Raw genomic sequence first — 18267 nt, 5'->3', positions numbered from 1 at the left:
GCGCCTCATGTGACTGGACATCAGGATCAGGACGTGTGGGGGCAGTTGCCCCGGTACTCCTCGATCGTGAGGCTCGGCTTCGGCAGCGGGCAGAGGAATTGCTCGAAGCGGGTGTCGTTGTCGATGAACCGCTTCAGCCAGGAAATGCTGTACTTCGCGATCGTCGTGTTGGACGAGTTCGGTGTGAAGTGGGTGGCGCCGTTGAGCTCCAGGTACGCCTTGTCCAGGGAGCTCGGCAATGACTGGTAGAACGGCTCGGAGTGGGTGGCGACGGGGGCGACGGTGTCACCGTCCGCGCCGACGACGAGAGTCGGCGTCTTCAGCTCGGGCCAGGTCGTGTCGAGGTTCCAGCCGGTCAGCGGGATCGCCGCCTTCAGGGACGTACGGCTCTTGGCGGCCTCCAGGGTGCCGCCACCGCCCATCGAGTGCCCCATCACGCCGAGCCGGGAGGCGTCGACGCGGCTCCGCACCGAGCTCGTCTTCGTCAAGTAGTCGAGCGCGGAGAGAAGTTGGCGCCCTCGACTGTCAGGCTGGTCGAGCGTGGTGAGGGTGTCGATGGTGAAGACCACGAAGCCCTGGGACGCGAGCCGCGGACCGAGCCAGGCGATGCTCGACTGGTACGCGGTGAAGCCCGGGGAGATGACGACCGCGCCGAAGGTGCCGTCGGCGGTGGATGTGGGGTAGTAGACGGTGCCGCCGCCGAAGCCGGACACGCTCAGCGAGGAGACGCTGGTCTGCGAGACGGCGTAGGAGCCGCGCGTGGCCTCGATGCTGGAGACGGTCGGCGCGGGGCCACGCTCGTACGGGTTGTCGGCGGCGGCCTGGGCGCCCGGTGCGAGACCGGTGCCGAGGAGGCCGGCGGTGGCGACCGCGGCGGCCAGAGCTGCCCGCACCACAGGGCGGGAGAAGACGTGCAGGCGCACGGAGGGGTCCTCTCTGTCGTGGCGGGGCCACACAGGAGGCAGGAGATACGCCCCGGTGGAGACCGCCGTGTTGGTTGGCGGTCCCCACCGTGGCGGTGTTGACGGGGTGTCGACATCGGCGAAATCACCGGTGTCGTGGAGATGTCGGCCCCGTCATCCCCGTCACTCCGCCATCCCCATCCCCGTCATCCCCGTCATCCGCGCAGAGGTCCCTCGCAGGTGTAGTCCGACGTTCCGGCGCGTCCGCCGGTCCAGATGTCCACCTCGCCGAAGGTGCAGTTCATGTCGGCGAGGTTGTTGTCGCCGCCCGATGCCCGGTCGAGGATGAAGTAGTCGACGGTCTCGGACATGTCCTTGAAGACGCGATCGGGGCTGGCCGCGTCGCTGAGGTTCGCGGTGATCCGGCCGGTGCACAGGAACCGCGGGCGTGCGGGCGCGTTGACGGAGCGGCAGTCGGGTGTGCTGCCGGTCGTCGCGGTGAACGAGGAGCGGACCTGGTCGGCCGTGCTGTCGCGCAGCCGGTCGAGAGGGACGTACTTGGTGTCGGGGACGAACAGGTCGTCGACGTGCGCGATCTGCTTGTCGAGGAAGGAGTCGTAGGCGCTCTGCAGCCCGGCGTCCCGGCTCAGGCGGTCGCGCCACGCGTCGAAAGCGCCCGGGTCGTCGGAACGCAGGTAGCGGTACATCTCCTTGACCAGCGCGGGGCGTTCGGTCCACAGGAACTCGAAGAACGTGCCCGCGTAGTCGTAGAAGCGGAAGCCGTCCCCGTCGTAGGTGGCGTGCAGCAGCTGGTTCACGGTCATGCGTGGCCCGCCGCCCGCGGTGTCATCGATGACGCCCTGGACCAGGGACTTGCGGACCTTGATGCCGTCGTCGCGCGTGGCACCGTCGAAGAACTCCGCCGTGCCCTCGTCCATCGCGGTCGTCCGGTCGCCCTCGTACCAGCGTCCCTCACCGAAGAAGCCGGGCACCGCCCAGCGGCCGTTGAGGTAGTGCGTGTACTCGTGGCGGAAGAGTTCCTCGAGCGTCAGCGTGGAGTCCTGGGGGACGCGCCGCTGGTAGGTGTAGAAGGTCGCGCCCTTCTCGATGTAGACACCGCCGTTCTCGGTGCCCATGCCGGTGAGCAGCGGATGGAAGTTCTCGTAGTCGGCGCGCGAGGCGTACAGGACGGTGTTCAAGGTGGTGTTGGGGTCGCCGCCGAGGGGCTCCTGAGTGCCGACGACGCGGTGGAACTGCGCCTTGACCTGCTTGCTCGCGTAGTAGAGCTGGTCGACGGTGTCGCGATCCAGGGCGGTACGCACCTTCATGCCACCCTCGTCGTACGCGTACGTCTGCGGGAAGAGGCGGCGCTCGATGTCGTCCCTGCACACCTTGTACGGCTTGCAGGCGTCGAACTCGATCAGCCAGGTGACGGCCTTCGCCCATGGAGCGCTGCCGTCGCCGAAGGTGCGGGCGATGGTGTCAAGGAGCGGGCCGAGCCCGGCGACGATCTCGGTGCGCAGGGCGTCGATCTGACCCATCCGGCCGTACTCGCTCACCGCGTCACGCACCACCCAGGCATTGGGCTTGCCCTTGAGATGCGCGTACCCGCCGAACGCCTTGAAGGCGGCGCGGTAGGAGGCGTCGGCGGCCACGGCCGCGCGGAATGCGGTGTCCTGGTTGCCGGGGTAGATCCCGAGGTAGTTCAGGGAGAGCGCGGCGAGGGCGGCACCGGCCCAACTGGCGTCCTGGGCGGTGTCGGGGTGGGCGGCATCCATGGTGGCCAGGACCCTCTTGACGAGCGGGAGTTGGTGCTGGCGCAGTCCCGTCGCACTGGCCGCGGTCAGCGCCTCGCGGAGCGTCTCGGCGTTGGAGCGGGTGACGTCGAAGGCGCGGGCGGCCGTGCCGAAGGCATCCACGGCCCGTCGCATGGCGGCCAAGGTCGTCGGGTCGTTGATGTCGACCTCGTCGTGCGAGAAGCCCTGGTAGGAGACGGCATGCAAGTACGTGAACATCTCAAGGAGGTGGCTGCCGTTGGTGCCGTCGTGGGATGCGGCGAGCTGGGTGACCCGCTGGGACACGGCTTGGATGTGCGCACGCGACATGACGGGGGCGAGGCGCTGGTCCCAGGTCCAGACGAGACCGCGCAGACAGCCGTCGGCGGTGACGGCGGGATCGGCGAGGAAGTCGACGAACTGCGCGGGCGACAGGCCCTTGACGCCGTCGAGCGTGCACGGCACCGACGCCTTGCCGACGGTGGCGCGGGGCACATCGGCCGCGGCCTTCGCCTTGTCCTTCGCCTTGCCAGTACGGGGGCCGGGTACGCGGCCGTCGGTCAGGCCACTGGGGGCGGGGAGCTTCGGGGCGGCGGACGTCGGGGCTTTGGCGCGGCGGTCGACCCGGTCGAACAGACTCGGTGCCTCAGGGCCCGGCGCGGCGGGGGAGATGGTGGCCGGACGCGGGGTCGAAGCGGCGGCGTCCGCGCTGACGGCGGGTGCGGCCGTGGCGCACAGGGTCACGGATATCGCCGCGGCGACCACGGATCTGCGCAGGGTTCGGGGTTGGTGCACGACAGGCTCCTGGTGTGTGGGAGGTGAGGCAAGCAGGGCCGTGCGCACGGCGCGGGGGCCTACGGCAGCAACTGCCGTGGAGCAGAGGGCACTTGAAGAGCGAGGGCCGCGCCATGTGATGCGTAACGTAGTAATGTGAAATGGTACTGACAACCCCTCAGGCGCCAGGACGATTCGCAACTCCCTTTCTGCCCAACCTTGTTCACCCTGCCCCCGCCCAGCCTGACGGCGCACCAGATTCTGGGGCGAGAACAATGTGACCTTGTACGCTGGTGAACCACTCGGGGCGGGCGCGCGGGCCACGACCTGCGGGGCCACGAAGGGATCACCACCATGGGCCACCTCCCACAGCGCACCCTCGTCACTCCCCGGGAGCGACTGCGTGATCAGGTCGCCCACCATCTGCGGGCCGCGCTGATATCCGGCGAACTCAGGCCCGGCGAGGTCTACTCGGCGCCCGTCCTGGCCGAGGACTTCGGGATCTCCGCGACACCGGTGCGCGAGGCGATGCTCGATCTGGCCCGCGAGGGCCTGGTGGAGCCGGTCCGCAACAAGGGCTTCCGTGTCACCGAGGTCAACGAACGCGATCTCGACCAGTACACCGAGATCCGCACCCTCATCGAAGTCCCCGTGATCGGGCGCGTCACCCGGTCCGCGTCGCGGGCGGACCTTGAGCAGCTCCGCCCCGTGGCCGATGAGATCGTGCGCGCGGCCCGCGACCACGACCTCATCGGCTATCTGGAGGCCGACCGGCAGTTCCACCTCTCCCTGCTCGCGCTCGGCGGCAACGACCGGCTCGTCGAGACCGTCGGCGACCTGCGCAAGCGCTCCCGCCTGTACGGACTGACGGCGCTCGACGAGCGCGGCCGGCTGATCCCGTCGGCGCAGGAGCACATCGAACTCCTCGACCTGATGGTGGCGGGCGACGCCGAAGGTGCGGAACAGTGCATGACCCGGCATCTCGGACATGTGCGCTCACTGTGGGCGCGGGGCGCCAAGGAGTAGGACTCCATCGGACCTACGGACCTACGGACCTACGGACCTGCTCGAGGACCTACTCGCGGGTTCGTTTGATTCTTCAACGCATTGCGCGATTCATTGACGCGGACCGTTCACATCTTTATGGTCGCCTGACCTTCCCGGCGACCCCGCAACGGAGCACAATGAGGTCCCTCCCCCGCACGGTCCGGTTCATCGCACCCTTCCTCGTGGGTGTGCTTGCGGCGGCCGTTCCCCCCACAGCGGCGGCCGACAACACGACCCCGCGTACCGAAGAGCCGACGGCGCCCGCATCCTCCCCCGGTGATGGCTGGACGATGACGTCGACCCGCATCGACGCGAAGGACACGTACCACGCCTTCGTCGGCAACGGCTATCTCGGCCAGCGCGTCGCACCCAACGGAACCGGCTACTCCGACTCCGGCGACGCCAAGACCGGATGGCCGCTGTTCACCCCCCGCTACGACGGTTCCTTCGTCTCCGGGCTCTACGCGCACAACAAGGACACCACCGAGAACCGTCAGGTCGCCGCCGCCCTGCCCACCTGGACCCCCCTCACGGTGTCCACCGGCGGACCCGCATCCAAGACGTTCACCTCCAAGACGTCGGCCGCCCGGATCTCGCAGTACCGGCAGAGCCTCGACCTGCGCCGCGGCCTGGTGCGCACCAAGCTCACCTGGACGGCGGCCGACGGCCGGGCCACCGATCTCGTCTACGACGTCCTCGCGGACCGCACCGACCCCCACGTCGGCGCGGTACGACTGCGCATGACCCCGCACTGGAACGGCAACGCGAAGGTCACGGACCGCATCGACGGACGCGGTGCGCGGCGCATGACGGCCACCGGCGGCGGCGCCCGCTCCGGAGGGCAGACCATGACCGTGGGGTTCCGCACGGACGGTACGAAGACCGAAGGTGCGGTCGCGTCGACACTCCGCGCCGGGCAAGGCGTACGTACAGGAAATGAACAAACCTCAGCTCGTGCCCGTAAGTTGAGTGCCCATCAGTCCGTCGGACTCCCCGTTCGATCCGGCCGGACCTACGAGCTCACCAAGTACGTCGGCGTCGACACCGCGCTGACCTCCCGCTCTCCCGAGCGCGACGCTGTGGCGGCCTCGCAGCGGGCGGCCGGGCACGGCTGGGACGCCCTGTTCACCGGGCACGCCGCCGCCTGGCGCAAGCTGTGGCGCAGTGACATCGAGGTGCCCCGACAGAGCGACCAGGGCAACCAGGGCGACCTCCAGTCGTGGGTCCGGTCCGCGCAGTACGGACTCCTTTCCAGCACCCGCACCGGCTCGGCCAACAGCATCTCCCCCACCGGTCTGAGCAGTGACAACTACGCCGGGCTCGTCTTCTGGGACGCGGAGACCTGGATGTACCCGGCGCTGCTCGCGGCCCACCCCGACCTCGCCAAGTCCGTGGTGGAGTACCGCTACCGCACCCGGGACGCCGCCCGCGCCAACGCGAAGAAGCTCGGCCACCAGGGGCTCTTCTATCCCTGGACCAGCGCGGGCAAGGGTGATCTCACGTCCGAGTGCCACAGCGTCGACCCGCCGCACTGCCGCACCCAGAACCACCTGCAGAGCGATGTCGCCCTGGCCGCCTGGCAGTACTACCTCGCGACCAAGGACACCCACTGGCTGCGCACCCGCGGCTGGCCGGTGATCCGAGGGATCGCCGAGTTCTGGGCCGACCGCGCCACGCGCAACACCGACGGCAGCTACTCCATCAAGGACGTCGCAGGGCCTGACGAGTACAGCAACGGCGTCGACGACGGCGTCTTCACCAACGCGGGCGCCGCCACCACCCTGCGCACCGCCGCCCGCGCCGCGAAGACCCTCGGCGAGGACGCCCCGGCCAACTGGGGCACCGTCGCCGACAAGCTGCGCATCCCCTTCGACAAGAAGAAGCAGGTCTTCCAGCAGTACGACGGCTACAAGGGCTCGGTCATCAAGCAGGCGGACACCGTGCTCCTGATGTACCCGCTGGAGTGGCCGATGTCGAAGAAGGCCGCCACCAACACCCTCGACTACTACGCGGCCCGCACCGACCCCGACGGCCCCGCCATGACCGACTCGGTGCACGCCATCGACGCCGCCGCCATCGATGAGCCCGGCTGCTCCGCGTACACCTACCTGGAGCGTTCCATCCGGCCCTTCGTCCGCGGCCCGTTCAACCTCTTCTCCGAGGCGCGCGGCGACAAGGCGGGGGCCACCGACCCGCTGTCGGGCTCCCCCGCGCAGAACTTCACGACCGGCCAGGGCGGCTTCCTCCAGGTCTTCACCAACGGCCTGACCGGGCAGCGGCTGCGCGAGAACAGCGTGCACCTCGACCCGATGCTGCCGCCGCAACTGTCCCAGGGTGTGAAGCTCAACGGGCAGCACTGGCAGGGCCGTACGTACGACATCGCCATCGGCGCGCATGGGACCACCGTGCGTCTCACCCACGGCGAGCCCTTCGAGATCGAGACCCCGCAGGGGAAGCAGATCGTCAGCCAGGGCGCACCCGCCCACATCAAGACCCGCCGCCCTGACCTCGAACCCACGGACAACCTCGCCAGGTGCCGCACGGCGAAGGCGACTTCGGAGCAGCCCGGCCAGTACGCGGGCGCCGCACTCGACGGCAGCACCGCCACCGCCTGGGTCCCCGACGCCGCCCGCGCCACGCTCACCACGGACCTCGGCAAGGTCTCCCGCGTCTCCAAGATCACCCCGCACTGGACGGACGTGAAGCCGACCAAGCACACCGTGCAGACGTCGCCCGACGGGCGGCACTGGAGCAATGCCTCACCGGACGGAGACACGGCAGCCCGCTACGTCCGCGTGAAGTTCACCTCCAAGAGCGCGAAGAAGCCCGCGGGCATCCAGGAGTTGACCGTCAACCGATAGATCACGGCGGGAGCGACGGTGGAGCCATGAAAATTGAGTGCCTCCACCGTCGCTTCCGTTGTTAGCCTGCAGAACGTGGCAGACGAGGCGTACGAGAATCCGAGACTGGCAGCGCTCTACGATCCGCTCGACGCGGACCGCGGCGACCTGGACGTATACGCCGATGTGGCAACGGAGCTGAAAGCACGTCAGGTCCTCGACGTGGGATGCGGCACGGGTACGTTCGCCCTGCTCCTGGCCGGGCGCGGGCTGCGCGTGACCGGCGTCGAACCGGCCGCGGCCTCCCTCGACGTAGCACGGTCCAAGCCGGGCGGCGAGCGCGTGCGGTGGATCCACGGCGACGCGACCGCGCTCCCGGACATGCGGGTGGACCTGGCCACCATGACCGCCAACGTGGCACAGGCCATCGCGGATCCGGAAGCGTGGGAGGGCACCCTGAGCGGTATCCATGCCGCGCTGCGGCCGGGCGGCCATCTCGTCTTCGAGACCCGCGATCCGGCCCGGCGGGCATGGGAGGGATGGAACCGTGCCGCGACCCGCCGCACGGTCGCCGTCGAGGGCGTCGGTGACATCGAGACCTGGGTGGACGTCACCGATGTCAGCCTGCCGCTGGTGTCCTTCCGCCACACCTACGACCTCACCAGGACCGGCGAGACCCTCACATCCGACTCGACCCTGCGCTTCCGCGAGCGCGACGAAGTGACCGCATCGCTCACCGCGAACGGTTACGTGGTGGACGAGATCCGCGATGCCCCGGACCGCCCCGGCATGGAGTTCGTCTTCTTCGCCCGCCGCCCGGAACCCGGCGAGCAGATCAGCGCAGGGTCATCCGGTACGTCAGCGGCGAACGACCGGTGATCAGGACCCGGACGCCGTCCGGTTCGAGGGAGCCGTTCATCCAGGTGTAGCGCTCCCCCGGCTCGACCACGGGAGGCTGCTTGCCACCCTTGCCGTTCCCGGGGCCGAAGGTGATCCGGTCGTCGCCGACCATATAGCTCGCCTCGCCGCTGACGAGCTGGTAGGTGTCATCGGCCCCTGCGACCGGCTCCAGGCCATCCCCCGACAGTTCCCCGCCCCGCCGGAAGCACAACTCAAGGGCAAGAGGCACCGCGGACTCCGACACCTCGAAGGACAGCTCCCAACCGCCCTCATCCGTCTCGCGCACCAGGATCTCGGTGCGCAGAGCCCGGTACTCCTTGGGCCGGTGCGGGAAGTCCATCGCCGACCAGAAGCGTCCGTCGTCGGTGAGCGGATAGAGCCCGTCCCTGCGTCGGTGGCGCCGCGGCAGCGGTTGGTGGAACCCCGCCCGGACCTCCGCGTGCAGCCGCCATGCGTCGCCCTGCCGCTCAAGGCCATCGGACCTGAAGGGGCCGAGCGAGAAGAACTGCGGGGCGAGCCGGAGCGAGTCGAGGATCGCGGCACCCTTGCGCATCTTGAAGAACGTGGGGTTGGTGGAGAGCCCCGACGAAATGGCATGCACCTCGGGCAGGTCCGTGCCGCCGAAGACGCTCGCCGTCCGCTCGCCGCGACGCACGCGCACCAGGCGGCAGCTGTCGTCGTGGTGCTCGAAGTCGGTCGGCAGCGCCTTCACCGGCGGCAGCTCACGGGCGAGCTCGGGGCGGTCGAGTACCTCGGCGAGCCGGTCGCCCAGCGGGGTCTCGCCGAAGGTCTGCCCGGCGCCGCGCTCCCGCAGCAGCGCGGCGAGCGCCGCGAACGTACCGTTGCCGTCGCGGATGGCCAACTCCCGGTACTGCAGCCAGAATTCGGGCAGGTAGCGCAGTGTCGCCTGGTCCTGGCGCCGCGAATGGACGGACTCCACTTCGCCGTTGGGCTCGGTGACGTACAGCGAGGCGGTGAGGTTGTCCCGTACGTGTGCGTACAGGTCGCGCCGGTCGTGAAAGCGGGCGATGGTCAGCAGGGCCGGGTTGGTCACCACCGCCGAGTACGTGGGACTGCGCTCGCTGTACTCGCCGCCCGAGAGCTGGTCGATGCCCTCCGCGAGCCAGGCGTCGATGCGCCGGGGGTACGAGGGGTCGGGCCAGCGCCGGTGGATGCGGGAGAGCGCGGAGCACACTAGCCAGCGGTGGTTGGCGGTGTGCACGCCGCCGTTCGCGAGGCCGGGTCCGGCCTTGCGGAGGATGCGCTCGACCGTGGCCCGCAGTTTCACGGTGGCCGGTTCGTCGTCTTTGTCGAGCAGGGCGTAGGCGATGTTGAGGTCGACGATGGAGAAGGCGGTGTCGGGCGGTGAGTGGACGGCGCCCTGGTCCCACAACCCGTCGTCGAACTGCTCGTCGGCGAGCGCGTCCGCGAGTTCTTTCAGCGGACCCAGGAGCGCGCCGTCGTGATGATGCCCCGACGCGGCATGCACATAGACGGAGGTGAGGGTGCGCAGGCTGCGGGCGGCGGCGCGGGCCTTGCCCTGGTCGCGCAGCTCGGTGATGTTGGCGTCGTATCCGTCGAGGACGGCGGCGGCGCGCGCGTCGGCTGCCGTGGTGAGGAAGTCGAGAAAGTCCTCGTCCCACCGGGGCCGTTCGGACCCGGCACCCTCCGCCGCTGCCGCCGTCCGACCGGAGATGCCCCCGACTCCCGCGGCGGTGGCCGTGGCGGAGGTGGCGATGAAGGTTCTGCGGGCTATCACGCTGTCTCCCCATGGGGCATGCGTACGAGGCGTACGTCGATGGCGGTGAGTGCCAGAGCCAGCGGCCCCGGCACGAGGAACGCGAGCGGCAACATCATCCAGGCACACAGCGCGGCTGCCGCCAGGGCGAGCAGGACCAGGGCGCTGCCGCCCACGTCCCGCGCCGAGTCACCGGCGGCGGCGCGCACCGCGGCCCGCCAGTCGCCGATCGATTCGGGGCGGGCGCAGGCGCGCAGACCCACGATCACGGCGCACGCTCCGATCGCCGCAGCCGTCACGGCGAAGACACGGGCACCCGGAAGACCCGCCCCCGCAAGCGCCAGATCCGCCGCGAACAGCAGCACCCCGGCGAGGGCTACCGCGCCTGCGACGAGGTCACCGGAACGGAACCGTTCACGCAGCAGCGCCACGTACCGCCCCGCCGTGACGGGCTTGTCGTCCCTGGTGCCGCGCACGAGGGCGCAGGCGGTGGAGAGCGCCGCCGGAGCGGTGATCAGCGGCAGACAGGCGAGCGCCGTGACCACGCCGAGGGCAAGGACATCGGCGAACAGGGTCATCCGCGGCCCGAATATCTCGCCCGTCTCGCGGGTCCGGGCGCTCATCCCTTGACTCCGGAGTTGGCCATGCCCTCGACCAGGAAGCGCTGGGAGGCGAGGAAGAACAGCACGATCGGCAGGAGCGCGATCACCGACATGGCGAACATCGGGCCGAACGCCGACTGGCTGGAGGCGTCCACGAACGACCGCAGCGCGAGGGTCAGCGTGAACTTCTCCGGTGAGAAGAGATAGATCAGCTGGGTGAAGAAGTCGTTCCAGGTCCAGATGAAGGTGAAGATCGCGGTGGTGATCAGCGCGGGCCTGGTGAGCGGCAGGACGACCAGGAAGAAGCTCCTGAACGGGCCGCAGCCGTCGATCCTGGCTGCTTCCTCCAGCTCGCGCGGCAGGCCGCGCATGAACTGCACGATGAGGAAGACGAAGAAGGCCTCGGTGGCCAGGAACTTCGGCAGGATCAGCGGCCAGTAGGTGTTCACCATGCCGAGCTGGTTGAAGATGATGTACTGCGGGATCAGGACCGCGTGGTGCGGCAGCATGATCGTCGCGATCATGAAGGCGAAGAGCGGCCCACGGAAGCGGAAGCGCAGCCGGGCGAACGCGTACGCCGCGAGAGAGCAGCTCAGTACGTTGCCGATGACCGCGCCGCCCGCGATCAGCAGGGAGTTGGAGAGCAGCCGTCCGACGGACACGTCGTCCACGCCGTCGAGGGCGGTCGTGTAGTTCGACCACTCCAGCTTGCTCGGCAGCAGGTTCAGGCTCGCGATCACCTCGTCGGCGGGCTTGAGCGACGTGGCGACGAGCCAGGCCAGCGGATACAGCATCACCAGGAGCGCGGCCAGGCATCCGGCGTGCAGTGCGACACGGCGCCAGGGAAAGGACCGTCGGCCCGCGGTGGTGGCAGTGGTGGTGGTCATCGCTCCCCCTCGTTCGCGTAGAAGACCCAGGAGCGCGAGGTGCGGAAGAGCACCGCGGTCACGGCTCCGATGGCGATCAGCAGGACCCAGGCCATGGCGGAGGCGTAGCCCATGTGGGAGGCGACGAAGCCGCGGTCGTAGAGGTAGAGCGTGTAGAAGAGGGTGGAGTCGGCGGGTCCGCCCTTGCCGCCGCTGACCGCGAAGGCGGGGGTGAAGACCTGAAAGGCCTGGATGGTCTGGAGCACCAGGTTGAAGAAGAGCACCGGCGACAGCATGGGCAGCGTGATGGAGATGAACTGCCGCTTGCGGCTCGCTCCGTCCACCGCCGCGGCTTCGTAGAGCTCGGTGGGGATCTGCTGCAGACCAGCGAGGAAGATCACCATGGGGGCGCCGAACTGCCAGACCGTCAGGAGCGCCACGGCGAACAGTGCCCAGCCGGGCTTGTTGACCCAGCCGCCGGTGTGGATGCCGATGTCCGAGAGGAGGTTGTCGACGGTGCCGCCGTCGTTGAACACCGCCCGCCACACCAGCGCGATCGACATGGAGGCGCCGAGCAGCGAAGGGGCGTAGAAGGCGGAGCGGTAGAAGGACCTGCCGCGCCTCATGGACTTCAGGGCGAGCGCGACGGCGAGCGCGAGCGCCAGTTGCAGCGGCACGGCGATCACGACGTACGTCAAGGTCGCGCCGACCGAGCGCCAGTAGCGCGGGTCCTCGGTGAACATCTGGACGTAGTTGCGCAGTCCCACCCAGCGCGGGGCGTTGAACAGGTCGTAGTCGGTGAAGGACAGATACAGCGAGACGGCCATCGGCAGGAGCGTCAGGACGACGGCGCCGAGCACCCAGGGCGAGAGGAACACCCAGGCGGCACCCTCCCGCCGGAGCCTGCCGCGCTGCCGCGGCGGTGGCTCGGGGCTCTTCGCGCGAGCGGCCTTCGCGGGTATGTCGGTGGTGGTCATGACCTCAGCTCCGCCTTCGCCTCGGTGATGAAGTCCTCCGCGGCCTCGCGGGGTGTCATCTGCTCGAACGACACCTGGTCGTAGTCACGCTGGAAGGTGGTCTGCAGGGAGTTGTCGCCGGTGGGCGGGGCCTGAGGCGGTGTCTTGAGGGTGCCGTCGACGGAGTCCTGGTAGTCGGCGACGGTCTTGTCGAAGTCCTTGAGGTCGGGACCGAGGACGTCGCGGATCGGCTCGTTGACGGGGATGCCGCGGGAGGCGCCGAGGATCGATGCCGCCTTCTTGTCATTGATCATGAAGTCGATGAACTCGGCTGATTCCTCGGGGTGTTCGGTGGTGGCCGCTGCCCCCATGAACATCGAGGGCTTGAAGTACTGGCCGGGCGTGCCGTCCGCGCCCGACGGCATCGGGGCGAGGGTAAGCCCTGCGCCCACGATCGCCGTGTATCCGCTGGCGGGCGCGTCCCAGTTGAAGTCGGAGATCGCCGTTCCGCGGGCCAGCGGCTGGTTCTCCACCGACCCGTCGAGCTGCGTGGTCTGCTCGGCGGACGACACCGCGCCCTCCCGCCGCAGCTTGTCGGTGAAGGTCCACCAGCGGGTCAGGTCGTCGGCCGTGAACCCGAGTCCGCGGTCCTTCGTGTACAGGTCCTTACCCTGGCCCCGTAGCCACACCTCGAAGCTGTCCTCGCTCTGTCCCGGGTCGAGGGACCCCGGCTTTCCGGACTTCTCCGCCAACTCCCGCATGGCGTCCGCCCAGTCGTCCCAGGTCCAGCCCTTGTGCGGGAGCTTCACCCCGGCTTCCTTCCACTGCTTGGCGTCGTACACGACGGCCTCGGTGCCGCGGCCCTGCGGGATCGCGTACTGGGTGCCGTCGACGACGCCGGTGGCCAGGAGGCCGGGGTCGATCTCGTCGGTGCCCAGGGCCTTTTTCTGCTTTCCGAGGTCGAGGAGGATGCCGCCGGACGCGTACTGGTCGATCTGCCGGTAGTCGAGCTGCATCACATCGGGGGCGTCGCCGCCCGCCGCCTGGGTGGCGAGCTTCTGCTTGTACGCCTCATAGCCGGCGAACGAGGTCTGCACCGTGATCCCGGGGTGCTCCTTCTCGAACAGCGCGACAGCTTCCTGGGTACGGGCCGCCCGGTCGGGGTTGCCCCACCAGGTGTAGCGCAGAACGGTCTTGCCGCCGCCGCTCGATTCGTCCGAGCCGCCGCAGCCGGTGAGCAGCACGCTGAGCGTGAGCACCGCGGCCGTCGCGCAGGACCTCTTTGTCCTGTTTCCGGGCATGCCGATGACACCTCTCCTCTCTGGTTTCTTGACGGTCGCTTCGTCTGAAGGTGGGTGCCTGAAGGTGGGTGGCTACTCGCCGTGGTACGGGAGCGTGGTGCCCGGCAGTTCGTACTCGTCGCGGCGCCCGCACATGCCGTAGCCGCCCCGGCGGGAAGGCCGGCTGTCGTACGAGCCCGATCCCGCGAGGTAGTCGGGGCTGCCGGACTCGAGCGCGTCGAGCTGCGCGCCGGTGCGCTCGGCGGTGGCAAGGGCGCCGGCCCGCCACAGCTCACGCCACGTGGGGACCTTGTCCTTCACGAGGCGGGCCGCTGTCTGCTGGAACTCCAGGTAGGGGGCGTTGTCCCCGGCTTCGAGCGCATCGCGCAGCGGCAGATACCCCTCGACGGCCAGGTCACGGCGTTTGCGGGCGGCGGCTTCCGCCTCCGGCCCTTCCTTCGCGGGGAGCTTCGCAGCGGCGGCGTACCGCTCGGGGTCGGCGAGCACGTCGGGCGGGAAGGTGAAGACGGCGTCCCCCGCCTCGGGCAGGCCGCTGTTCTGCATCAGGACCGTGATCCGCAGGTCGCCGCCCTGCACCATCCGGTGCACGGTGCCGGGCGTGAACCACGCGACCGAGCCCGCCTCCAAGGGAACCTCCCGGTAGCCGTCCGGGCTGAGCGTCTGGACGGCGCCGCGGCCACCGGTGACGACATAGGCCTCCGTGCACACCAGGTGCAGATGCGGGCTGCCGCCACACACGCCGTCGGCGGCCTCCCAGTCGTAGGCGCTCAGGTGCGAGAGGCCGACGGCTCCGGGCAGCGGGTGCGGAAGGCTCACCATGACAGTCCCTTCAGGTGCGTGGCGACGCGGTCGCGGTCCCAGGCGCCGTCGGCGACCACGACGCGGTAGCGGTAGGTGAAGGACGCGCCCGGCGGCAGCGCGAACTCGTCGAAGAACGCCCAGGAGAAGGCGACGGTCGGGATGGGTTCGGAGCGTACGAACCAGTGCGAGTCGTGGATCGCGCTCGTCTCGTCGAGGTTCTCGGGGGCGTGCGCGAAGACGAGCGTGGAGTGGGCGTCGACGTCGTCGTGCTCGGCCGTGAAGGCGAGCCAGGGGCCCTGGGTGCCCATGAGACCGGCCGCGTCCTTCTCGTCGTCGGGGCCGAAGGCGTCGCCGCCGGTGAAGTCACGCGGTCCGCGCCACTGCAGGCCCGTGTATCCGGCCATGTCGCGGCCCGCGGTGGTCGGCGAGCCGAAGCGCAGCGGCTCGCCGTGGATGTTGGTCAGGCGAATCGACCAGTCGAGGGCCCAGGATCCGGCCTCCTCGTCGACCGAGTGGACGGTGATGTCGCGCTCTTCCCTGGCCCACTCCTGGCCGCCGTTCTCGATCCAGGTGAGCTCTTCGACGAGGTGGAGGCGGTCGTCCTCGACGTCGAGGGCGGGGAAGCCGTCGTGGCGCATGGATCCGACGCGCTCCGGCAGGCGCAGATACCCCTCGCCGTGGACATAGGAGTTGCCGCCCCAGAAGTTCTGCCCCGAGAGATGGCTCGCGGTCATCTGGAGGCCCTTGTGCCAGCGGTGGTCGTTCGGGCGGTACCCCGAGACCTGATGTCCGGCCAGGGTGCGCAGGGGGTGGATGTAGGGCTTGCGGGCCTCGAAGGGGTCCGGGTCCGGCGCGTAGACGTAGCTGAGCAGCTCGACGTCGCCGGACCTGACCGTGATCCGTTCGCCGTGGGTGTGGGTGACCTGAATCGTCATCGCTTGGGGCTCCAGTCGGGGTGGCTGCCGTGCATGGCCGGGTAGTAGGGGTCTCCGGCGGCGATCTCGCCCGCGAGCACCGGCTGTCCGGTGAACGCCGACTTGTAGAGCGCGGCGGCGAATTCGAGGGTGCGGCGGGCGTCGGGGCCGCTGCCCGGCGGCCGTACGCCCTGCTCGTACGCGTCGAGGAGGGCGCCGAGCTGGGCGGCGTGCGAGCTGGGCACGTCGGTGGCAGGGGTGCGCCAGGCTTCGGCTCGTACGGCGTCGACGTGCGGGGCCGGGGTGTAGGCCCAGTCCTCGTTGGTGTGCCGGTAGAGGTGGGTGAGTTCGACCGTCGCGTCGGCGCAGTCCACGCGGATGCGGCTGACCTCGTCCGGGGACAGGACGCTGTTGACGACGGTGGCGAGCGCGCCGTTCTGGAACCGCACCAGGGCGGTCGATACGTCCTCGCTCTCGGTGTCGTGGACGAGGCGGGCCGCCATGGCGCGCACCTCGGTCCAGTCGCCGAGCAGATGCAGGAGCAAATCGAACTGGTGGATTCCGTGCCCCATGGTGGGACCGCCGCCCTCGCTCTCCCACCGGCCGCGCCACGGCACCGCGTAGTAGTCGCTGTCCCGGTGCCAGGTGGTCTGGCAGTGCGCGACCCGGGGTGTGCCGAGTTCGCCGCCCGCGATCAGCTCGCGGGCATGGACGGCGCCCGAGCCGTAGCGGTGCTGGAAGACGACCGACGCGTACGTTCCCGATGCCTCCTCGGCGGCGGCGATCTCGTCGTACTCGGCGAGCGAGAGACAGAGCGGCTTCTCGCACAGCACCCACGCGCCCGCCTTCAGCGCGGCCACGGTCTGCGCCCGGTGCAGCGACGGCGGGGTACCGATCAGGACCAGGTCGGGGCGGACCTCGTCGAGCATCGCGTCGAAGTCGGCGTAGCCCTCGACGTCCATGCCCATCGCCCCGGCCGCCGTGCGGAAGGCGTCCAGCCGGGCCGAGTCGACATCGACCGCGGCTCTCAGCTCGATCCGGTCGGAGTGGGCCCGCAGCGCGGGCAGATGACTGCCGGTCACGATGCCGCCGGTGCCGACGACCGCGGCACGCAGACGGGTGGGGGTGGAGGACATACGGTCTCCTCGAACGAGCTTAGAAAGCGCTTGCACTGGGGCCGACCCTAGGCACCCCGGGAATGTCAGGACAAGACCTCGGAGCCGAAAACTGAATCGACTCAAAATGTGGGCGGCGAAGTTTGCCCGTTCGCTGCCCACGACCCCCGCGCCGACCTGGGTCTTCGCCGACGCCGGTGGAGATCTGCCAAGTCATCGACGCGGCCCGCGCGTTCGGACCCTCTTGCCGGACACGGTCGCACCTGCAACCGTGGCCGCGCGATCACCGCCTCCTCCCTCCTGCCCCGCCGTGACGCCCGCCTCCGGGCATCCCGCACGCCCCCTCTCCCCGAACGGAATCCGCATGCCTCTCGACGCCGCGCGCCGTCGCCGCTGTGCCGTGGTGGGACTCGGCGCCCGCGCCCAGCTCTTCACCGATGCGCTCGCCGGTCCTTACGCGGACCGGATCGACCTTGTCGGCTTCTGCGATGTCAACGCGCACCGCATGGCCGTCCACAACGACTGGATCGCGACCGCCCACCCCGGCCGCCCGCCCATACCCACGTACTCTGCGGACGACTTCGAGGAAATGCTGCGCCGTGAGCGCGTCGACCTCGTCGTGGTCTGCACCGTCGACCACCTGCACGACCAGTACATCGTGCGGGCGCTCGAAGCGGGCTGCGACGTCGTCACCGAGAAGCCCATGACCACGAGCGCCGATCGCGCCCGCCGCATCCTCGACACCCAGCGCCGTACGGGCCGTGAGGTGCGCGTCGCCTTCAACTACCGCTACAACCCGGTGCACTCCGCGGTGCGCGAGCTCCTCGCGGACGGCGAGATCGGCGAGGTCGGCTCGGTGCACTTCGAGTGGCTGCTCGACCTGCGGCACGGCGCGGACTACTTCCGCCGCTGGCACCGCGACAAGGCCAACTCGGGCGGCCTGATGGTGCACAAGGCCACTCACCACTTCGACCTGGTCAACTGGTGGCTGGGCGCGCGGCCCGAGACCGTCTACGCACAGGGCGGTCTCTTCTTCTACGGCGACGCCGCGGGCAACCGGCGCGGTCTGGCCCGTGACTACACCCGCGCGCACGGCTCTCCCGCCGCCGCGAGCGACCCCTTCGCCATCCGCCTGGCCGACTCCTCCGTACTCAGCGCCCTGTACCTGAACGCGGAGTCGGAGGACGGCTACCACCGCGACCAGAACGTGTTCGGACCCGGGGTGAGCATCGAGGACGACATGGCGGTCCTCGTGCGGTACTCATCCGGCGCGACCCTCACGTACCACCTCACCGCGTACGCGCCCTGGGAGGGCTATCGCATCGCCTTCAACGGCAGCGAGGGACGCGTCGAACTCCTCGTGGAGGAATCCACCTGGACGCGCCCCGACGCACGGACCGACAGCGCGAGCGCCGTCATGCACGGTGCGGCGGCCGGAGATGAGGCAGGCCGCACCCAACTGCTCCTTCGCCGCTTCTGGGAGGAGCCCCGGGAAGTGAAGGTGCCCACAGGTGAGGGCGGGCACGGCGGCGGGGACGTACGCATGCTGGCCGATCTCTTCGGCGAGCGGACCCCCGGCGACGCCGACTCGCTGGGCCGCGCGGCGGACGCGGGCGACGGAGCGCGTTCGCTGGCCACGGGCCTTGCCGCGAACCAGTCCTTCGTCACGGGGCTGCCGGTCGACGCCCTGGGCCTCATGGAGTCCTGAAAAGATGTCAGGGTCGGCCCGCGAGGGC

The 18267-nt window shown here is 69.7% G+C and carries 14 protein-coding genes; 4 read left to right on the top strand and 10 right to left on the bottom strand.

Annotation, left to right across the window (positions count from 1 at the left end):
* Positions 1-26: 26 nt before the first annotated feature.
* Both ACFQ7F_RS38695 and ACFQ7F_RS38690 read right to left on the bottom strand, forming a co-directional pair.
* Positions 27-923, bottom strand: a complete 897-nt coding sequence (locus ACFQ7F_RS38695; protein ID WP_383281664.1) for an alpha/beta hydrolase family protein — start codon at positions 921-923, stop codon at positions 27-29.
* A gap of 194 nt (positions 924-1117) precedes the next feature.
* Positions 1118-3472 carry a collagenase gene (locus ACFQ7F_RS38690; RefSeq protein ID WP_383281661.1) on the bottom strand — a complete coding sequence of 785 codons (2355 nt, stop codon included), beginning with the start codon at positions 3470-3472 and terminating at the stop codon, positions 1118-1120.
* Positions 3473-3805: 333 nt separating this feature from the next.
* Here ACFQ7F_RS38690 and ACFQ7F_RS38685 point away from each other — a divergent pair, with 333 nt between their 5' ends.
* The 3 genes from ACFQ7F_RS38685 to ACFQ7F_RS38675 all read left to right on the top strand — a co-directional run bounded on the left by ACFQ7F_RS38685 (position 3806) and on the right by ACFQ7F_RS38675 (position 8217).
* Positions 3806-4477 (top strand): GntR family transcriptional regulator, encoded by a 672-nt coding sequence (locus ACFQ7F_RS38685; RefSeq protein ID WP_383281658.1) that lies wholly within the window; start codon positions 3806-3808, stop codon positions 4475-4477.
* Between the two features lie 158 nt (positions 4478-4635).
* Positions 4636-7359, top strand: a complete 2724-nt coding sequence (locus ACFQ7F_RS38680; RefSeq protein ID WP_383281655.1) for a discoidin domain-containing protein — start codon at positions 4636-4638, stop codon at positions 7357-7359.
* A 75-nt stretch (positions 7360-7434) separates the two neighbouring features.
* The gene (locus ACFQ7F_RS38675; RefSeq protein ID WP_383281652.1) at positions 7435-8217 is read left to right on the top strand and encodes a class I SAM-dependent methyltransferase; all 783 of its coding nucleotides are present in this window, start codon (positions 7435-7437) and stop codon (positions 8215-8217) included.
* Here the strand turns inward: ACFQ7F_RS38675 and ACFQ7F_RS38670 are convergent.
* The 8 genes from ACFQ7F_RS38670 to ACFQ7F_RS38635 form a co-directional block, all read right to left on the bottom strand.
* Positions 8174-9997, bottom strand: coding sequence for a hypothetical protein (locus ACFQ7F_RS38670; protein WP_383281649.1), 1824 nt, complete (start codon positions 9995-9997; stop codon positions 8174-8176). The genes ACFQ7F_RS38675 and ACFQ7F_RS38670 overlap by 44 nt on opposite strands.
* The gene (locus tag ACFQ7F_RS38665) at positions 9994-10599 is read right to left on the bottom strand and encodes a hypothetical protein (protein WP_383281647.1); all 606 of its coding nucleotides are present in this window, start codon (positions 10597-10599) and stop codon (positions 9994-9996) included. The genes ACFQ7F_RS38670 and ACFQ7F_RS38665 overlap by 4 nt, the downstream gene beginning before the upstream one ends.
* The gene (locus tag ACFQ7F_RS38660; RefSeq protein ID WP_383281644.1) at positions 10596-11465 is read right to left on the bottom strand and encodes a carbohydrate ABC transporter permease; all 870 of its coding nucleotides are present in this window, start codon (positions 11463-11465) and stop codon (positions 10596-10598) included. Before ACFQ7F_RS38660 ends, ACFQ7F_RS38665 begins: the two co-directional genes overlap by 4 nt.
* Positions 11462-12421, bottom strand: coding sequence for a carbohydrate ABC transporter permease (locus ACFQ7F_RS38655; protein WP_383281642.1), 960 nt, complete (start codon positions 12419-12421; stop codon positions 11462-11464). Before ACFQ7F_RS38655 ends, ACFQ7F_RS38660 begins: the two co-directional genes overlap by 4 nt.
* Positions 12418-13701 carry an ABC transporter substrate-binding protein gene (locus tag ACFQ7F_RS38650; protein ID WP_383281638.1) on the bottom strand — a complete coding sequence of 428 codons (1284 nt, stop codon included), beginning with the start codon at positions 13699-13701 and terminating at the stop codon, positions 12418-12420. The genes ACFQ7F_RS38655 and ACFQ7F_RS38650 overlap by 4 nt, the downstream gene beginning before the upstream one ends.
* Positions 13702-13773: 72 nt before the next feature.
* A complete protein-coding gene (locus ACFQ7F_RS38645) occupies positions 13774-14520 on the bottom strand; it encodes a cupin (RefSeq protein ID WP_383281635.1) in 747 nt (248 codons plus the stop codon).
* The gene (locus tag ACFQ7F_RS38640; protein WP_383281632.1) at positions 14514-15437 is read right to left on the bottom strand and encodes a PmoA family protein; all 924 of its coding nucleotides are present in this window, start codon (positions 15435-15437) and stop codon (positions 14514-14516) included. The genes ACFQ7F_RS38645 and ACFQ7F_RS38640 overlap by 7 nt, the downstream gene beginning before the upstream one ends.
* Positions 15434-16552: a Gfo/Idh/MocA family protein gene (locus ACFQ7F_RS38635; RefSeq protein ID WP_383281629.1), complete on the bottom strand. Its 1119-nt coding sequence runs from the start codon at positions 16550-16552 to the stop codon at positions 15434-15436. The genes ACFQ7F_RS38640 and ACFQ7F_RS38635 overlap by 4 nt, the downstream gene beginning before the upstream one ends.
* A gap of 343 nt (positions 16553-16895) precedes the next feature.
* On the opposite strand from ACFQ7F_RS38635, the gene ACFQ7F_RS38630 reads away from it, so the two are divergent.
* On the top strand, positions 16896-18239 hold the full coding sequence (locus ACFQ7F_RS38630; RefSeq protein WP_383281626.1) for a Gfo/Idh/MocA family protein: 1344 nt from the start codon (positions 16896-16898) through the stop codon (positions 18237-18239).
* The last annotated feature ends 28 nt before the right edge of the window (positions 18240-18267 follow it).

It is taken from the genome of Streptomyces sp. NPDC056486 (assembly GCF_042795295.1).
Lineage (GTDB): Bacteria > Actinomycetota > Actinomycetes > Streptomycetales > Streptomycetaceae > Streptomyces.
Note: the sequence above shows the minus strand (reverse complement) of the source record. Positions and strands in the feature narration are given on the sequence as shown.

Excerpts from the sequence above, each read along its gene's own strand:
- ACFQ7F_RS38685 (WP_383281658.1), top strand. The coding sequence starts at position 3,806 with ATGGGCCACCTCCCACAGCGCACCCTCGTCACTCCCCGGGAGCGACTG.
- ACFQ7F_RS38680 (WP_383281655.1), top strand. The coding sequence starts at position 4,636 with ATGAGGTCCCTCCCCCGCACGGTCCGGTTCATCGCACCCTTCCTCGTG.
- ACFQ7F_RS38665 (WP_383281647.1), bottom strand. The coding sequence starts at position 10,599 with ATGAGCGCCCGGACCCGCGAGACGGGCGAGATATTCGGGCCGCGGATG.
- ACFQ7F_RS38660 (WP_383281644.1), bottom strand. The coding sequence starts at position 11,465 with ATGACCACCACCACTGCCACCACCGCGGGCCGACGGTCCTTTCCCTGG.
- ACFQ7F_RS38655 (WP_383281642.1), bottom strand. The coding sequence starts at position 12,421 with ATGACCACCACCGACATACCCGCGAAGGCCGCTCGCGCGAAGAGCCCC.
- ACFQ7F_RS38650 (WP_383281638.1), bottom strand. The coding sequence starts at position 13,701 with ATGCCCGGAAACAGGACAAAGAGGTCCTGCGCGACGGCCGCGGTGCTC.
- ACFQ7F_RS38645 (WP_383281635.1), bottom strand. The coding sequence starts at position 14,520 with ATGGTGAGCCTTCCGCACCCGCTGCCCGGAGCCGTCGGCCTCTCGCAC.
- ACFQ7F_RS38640 (WP_383281632.1), bottom strand. The coding sequence starts at position 15,437 with ATGACGATTCAGGTCACCCACACCCACGGCGAACGGATCACGGTCAGG.
- ACFQ7F_RS38635 (WP_383281629.1), bottom strand. The coding sequence starts at position 16,552 with ATGTCCTCCACCCCCACCCGTCTGCGTGCCGCGGTCGTCGGCACCGGC.
- ACFQ7F_RS38630 (WP_383281626.1), top strand. The coding sequence starts at position 16,896 with ATGCCTCTCGACGCCGCGCGCCGTCGCCGCTGTGCCGTGGTGGGACTC.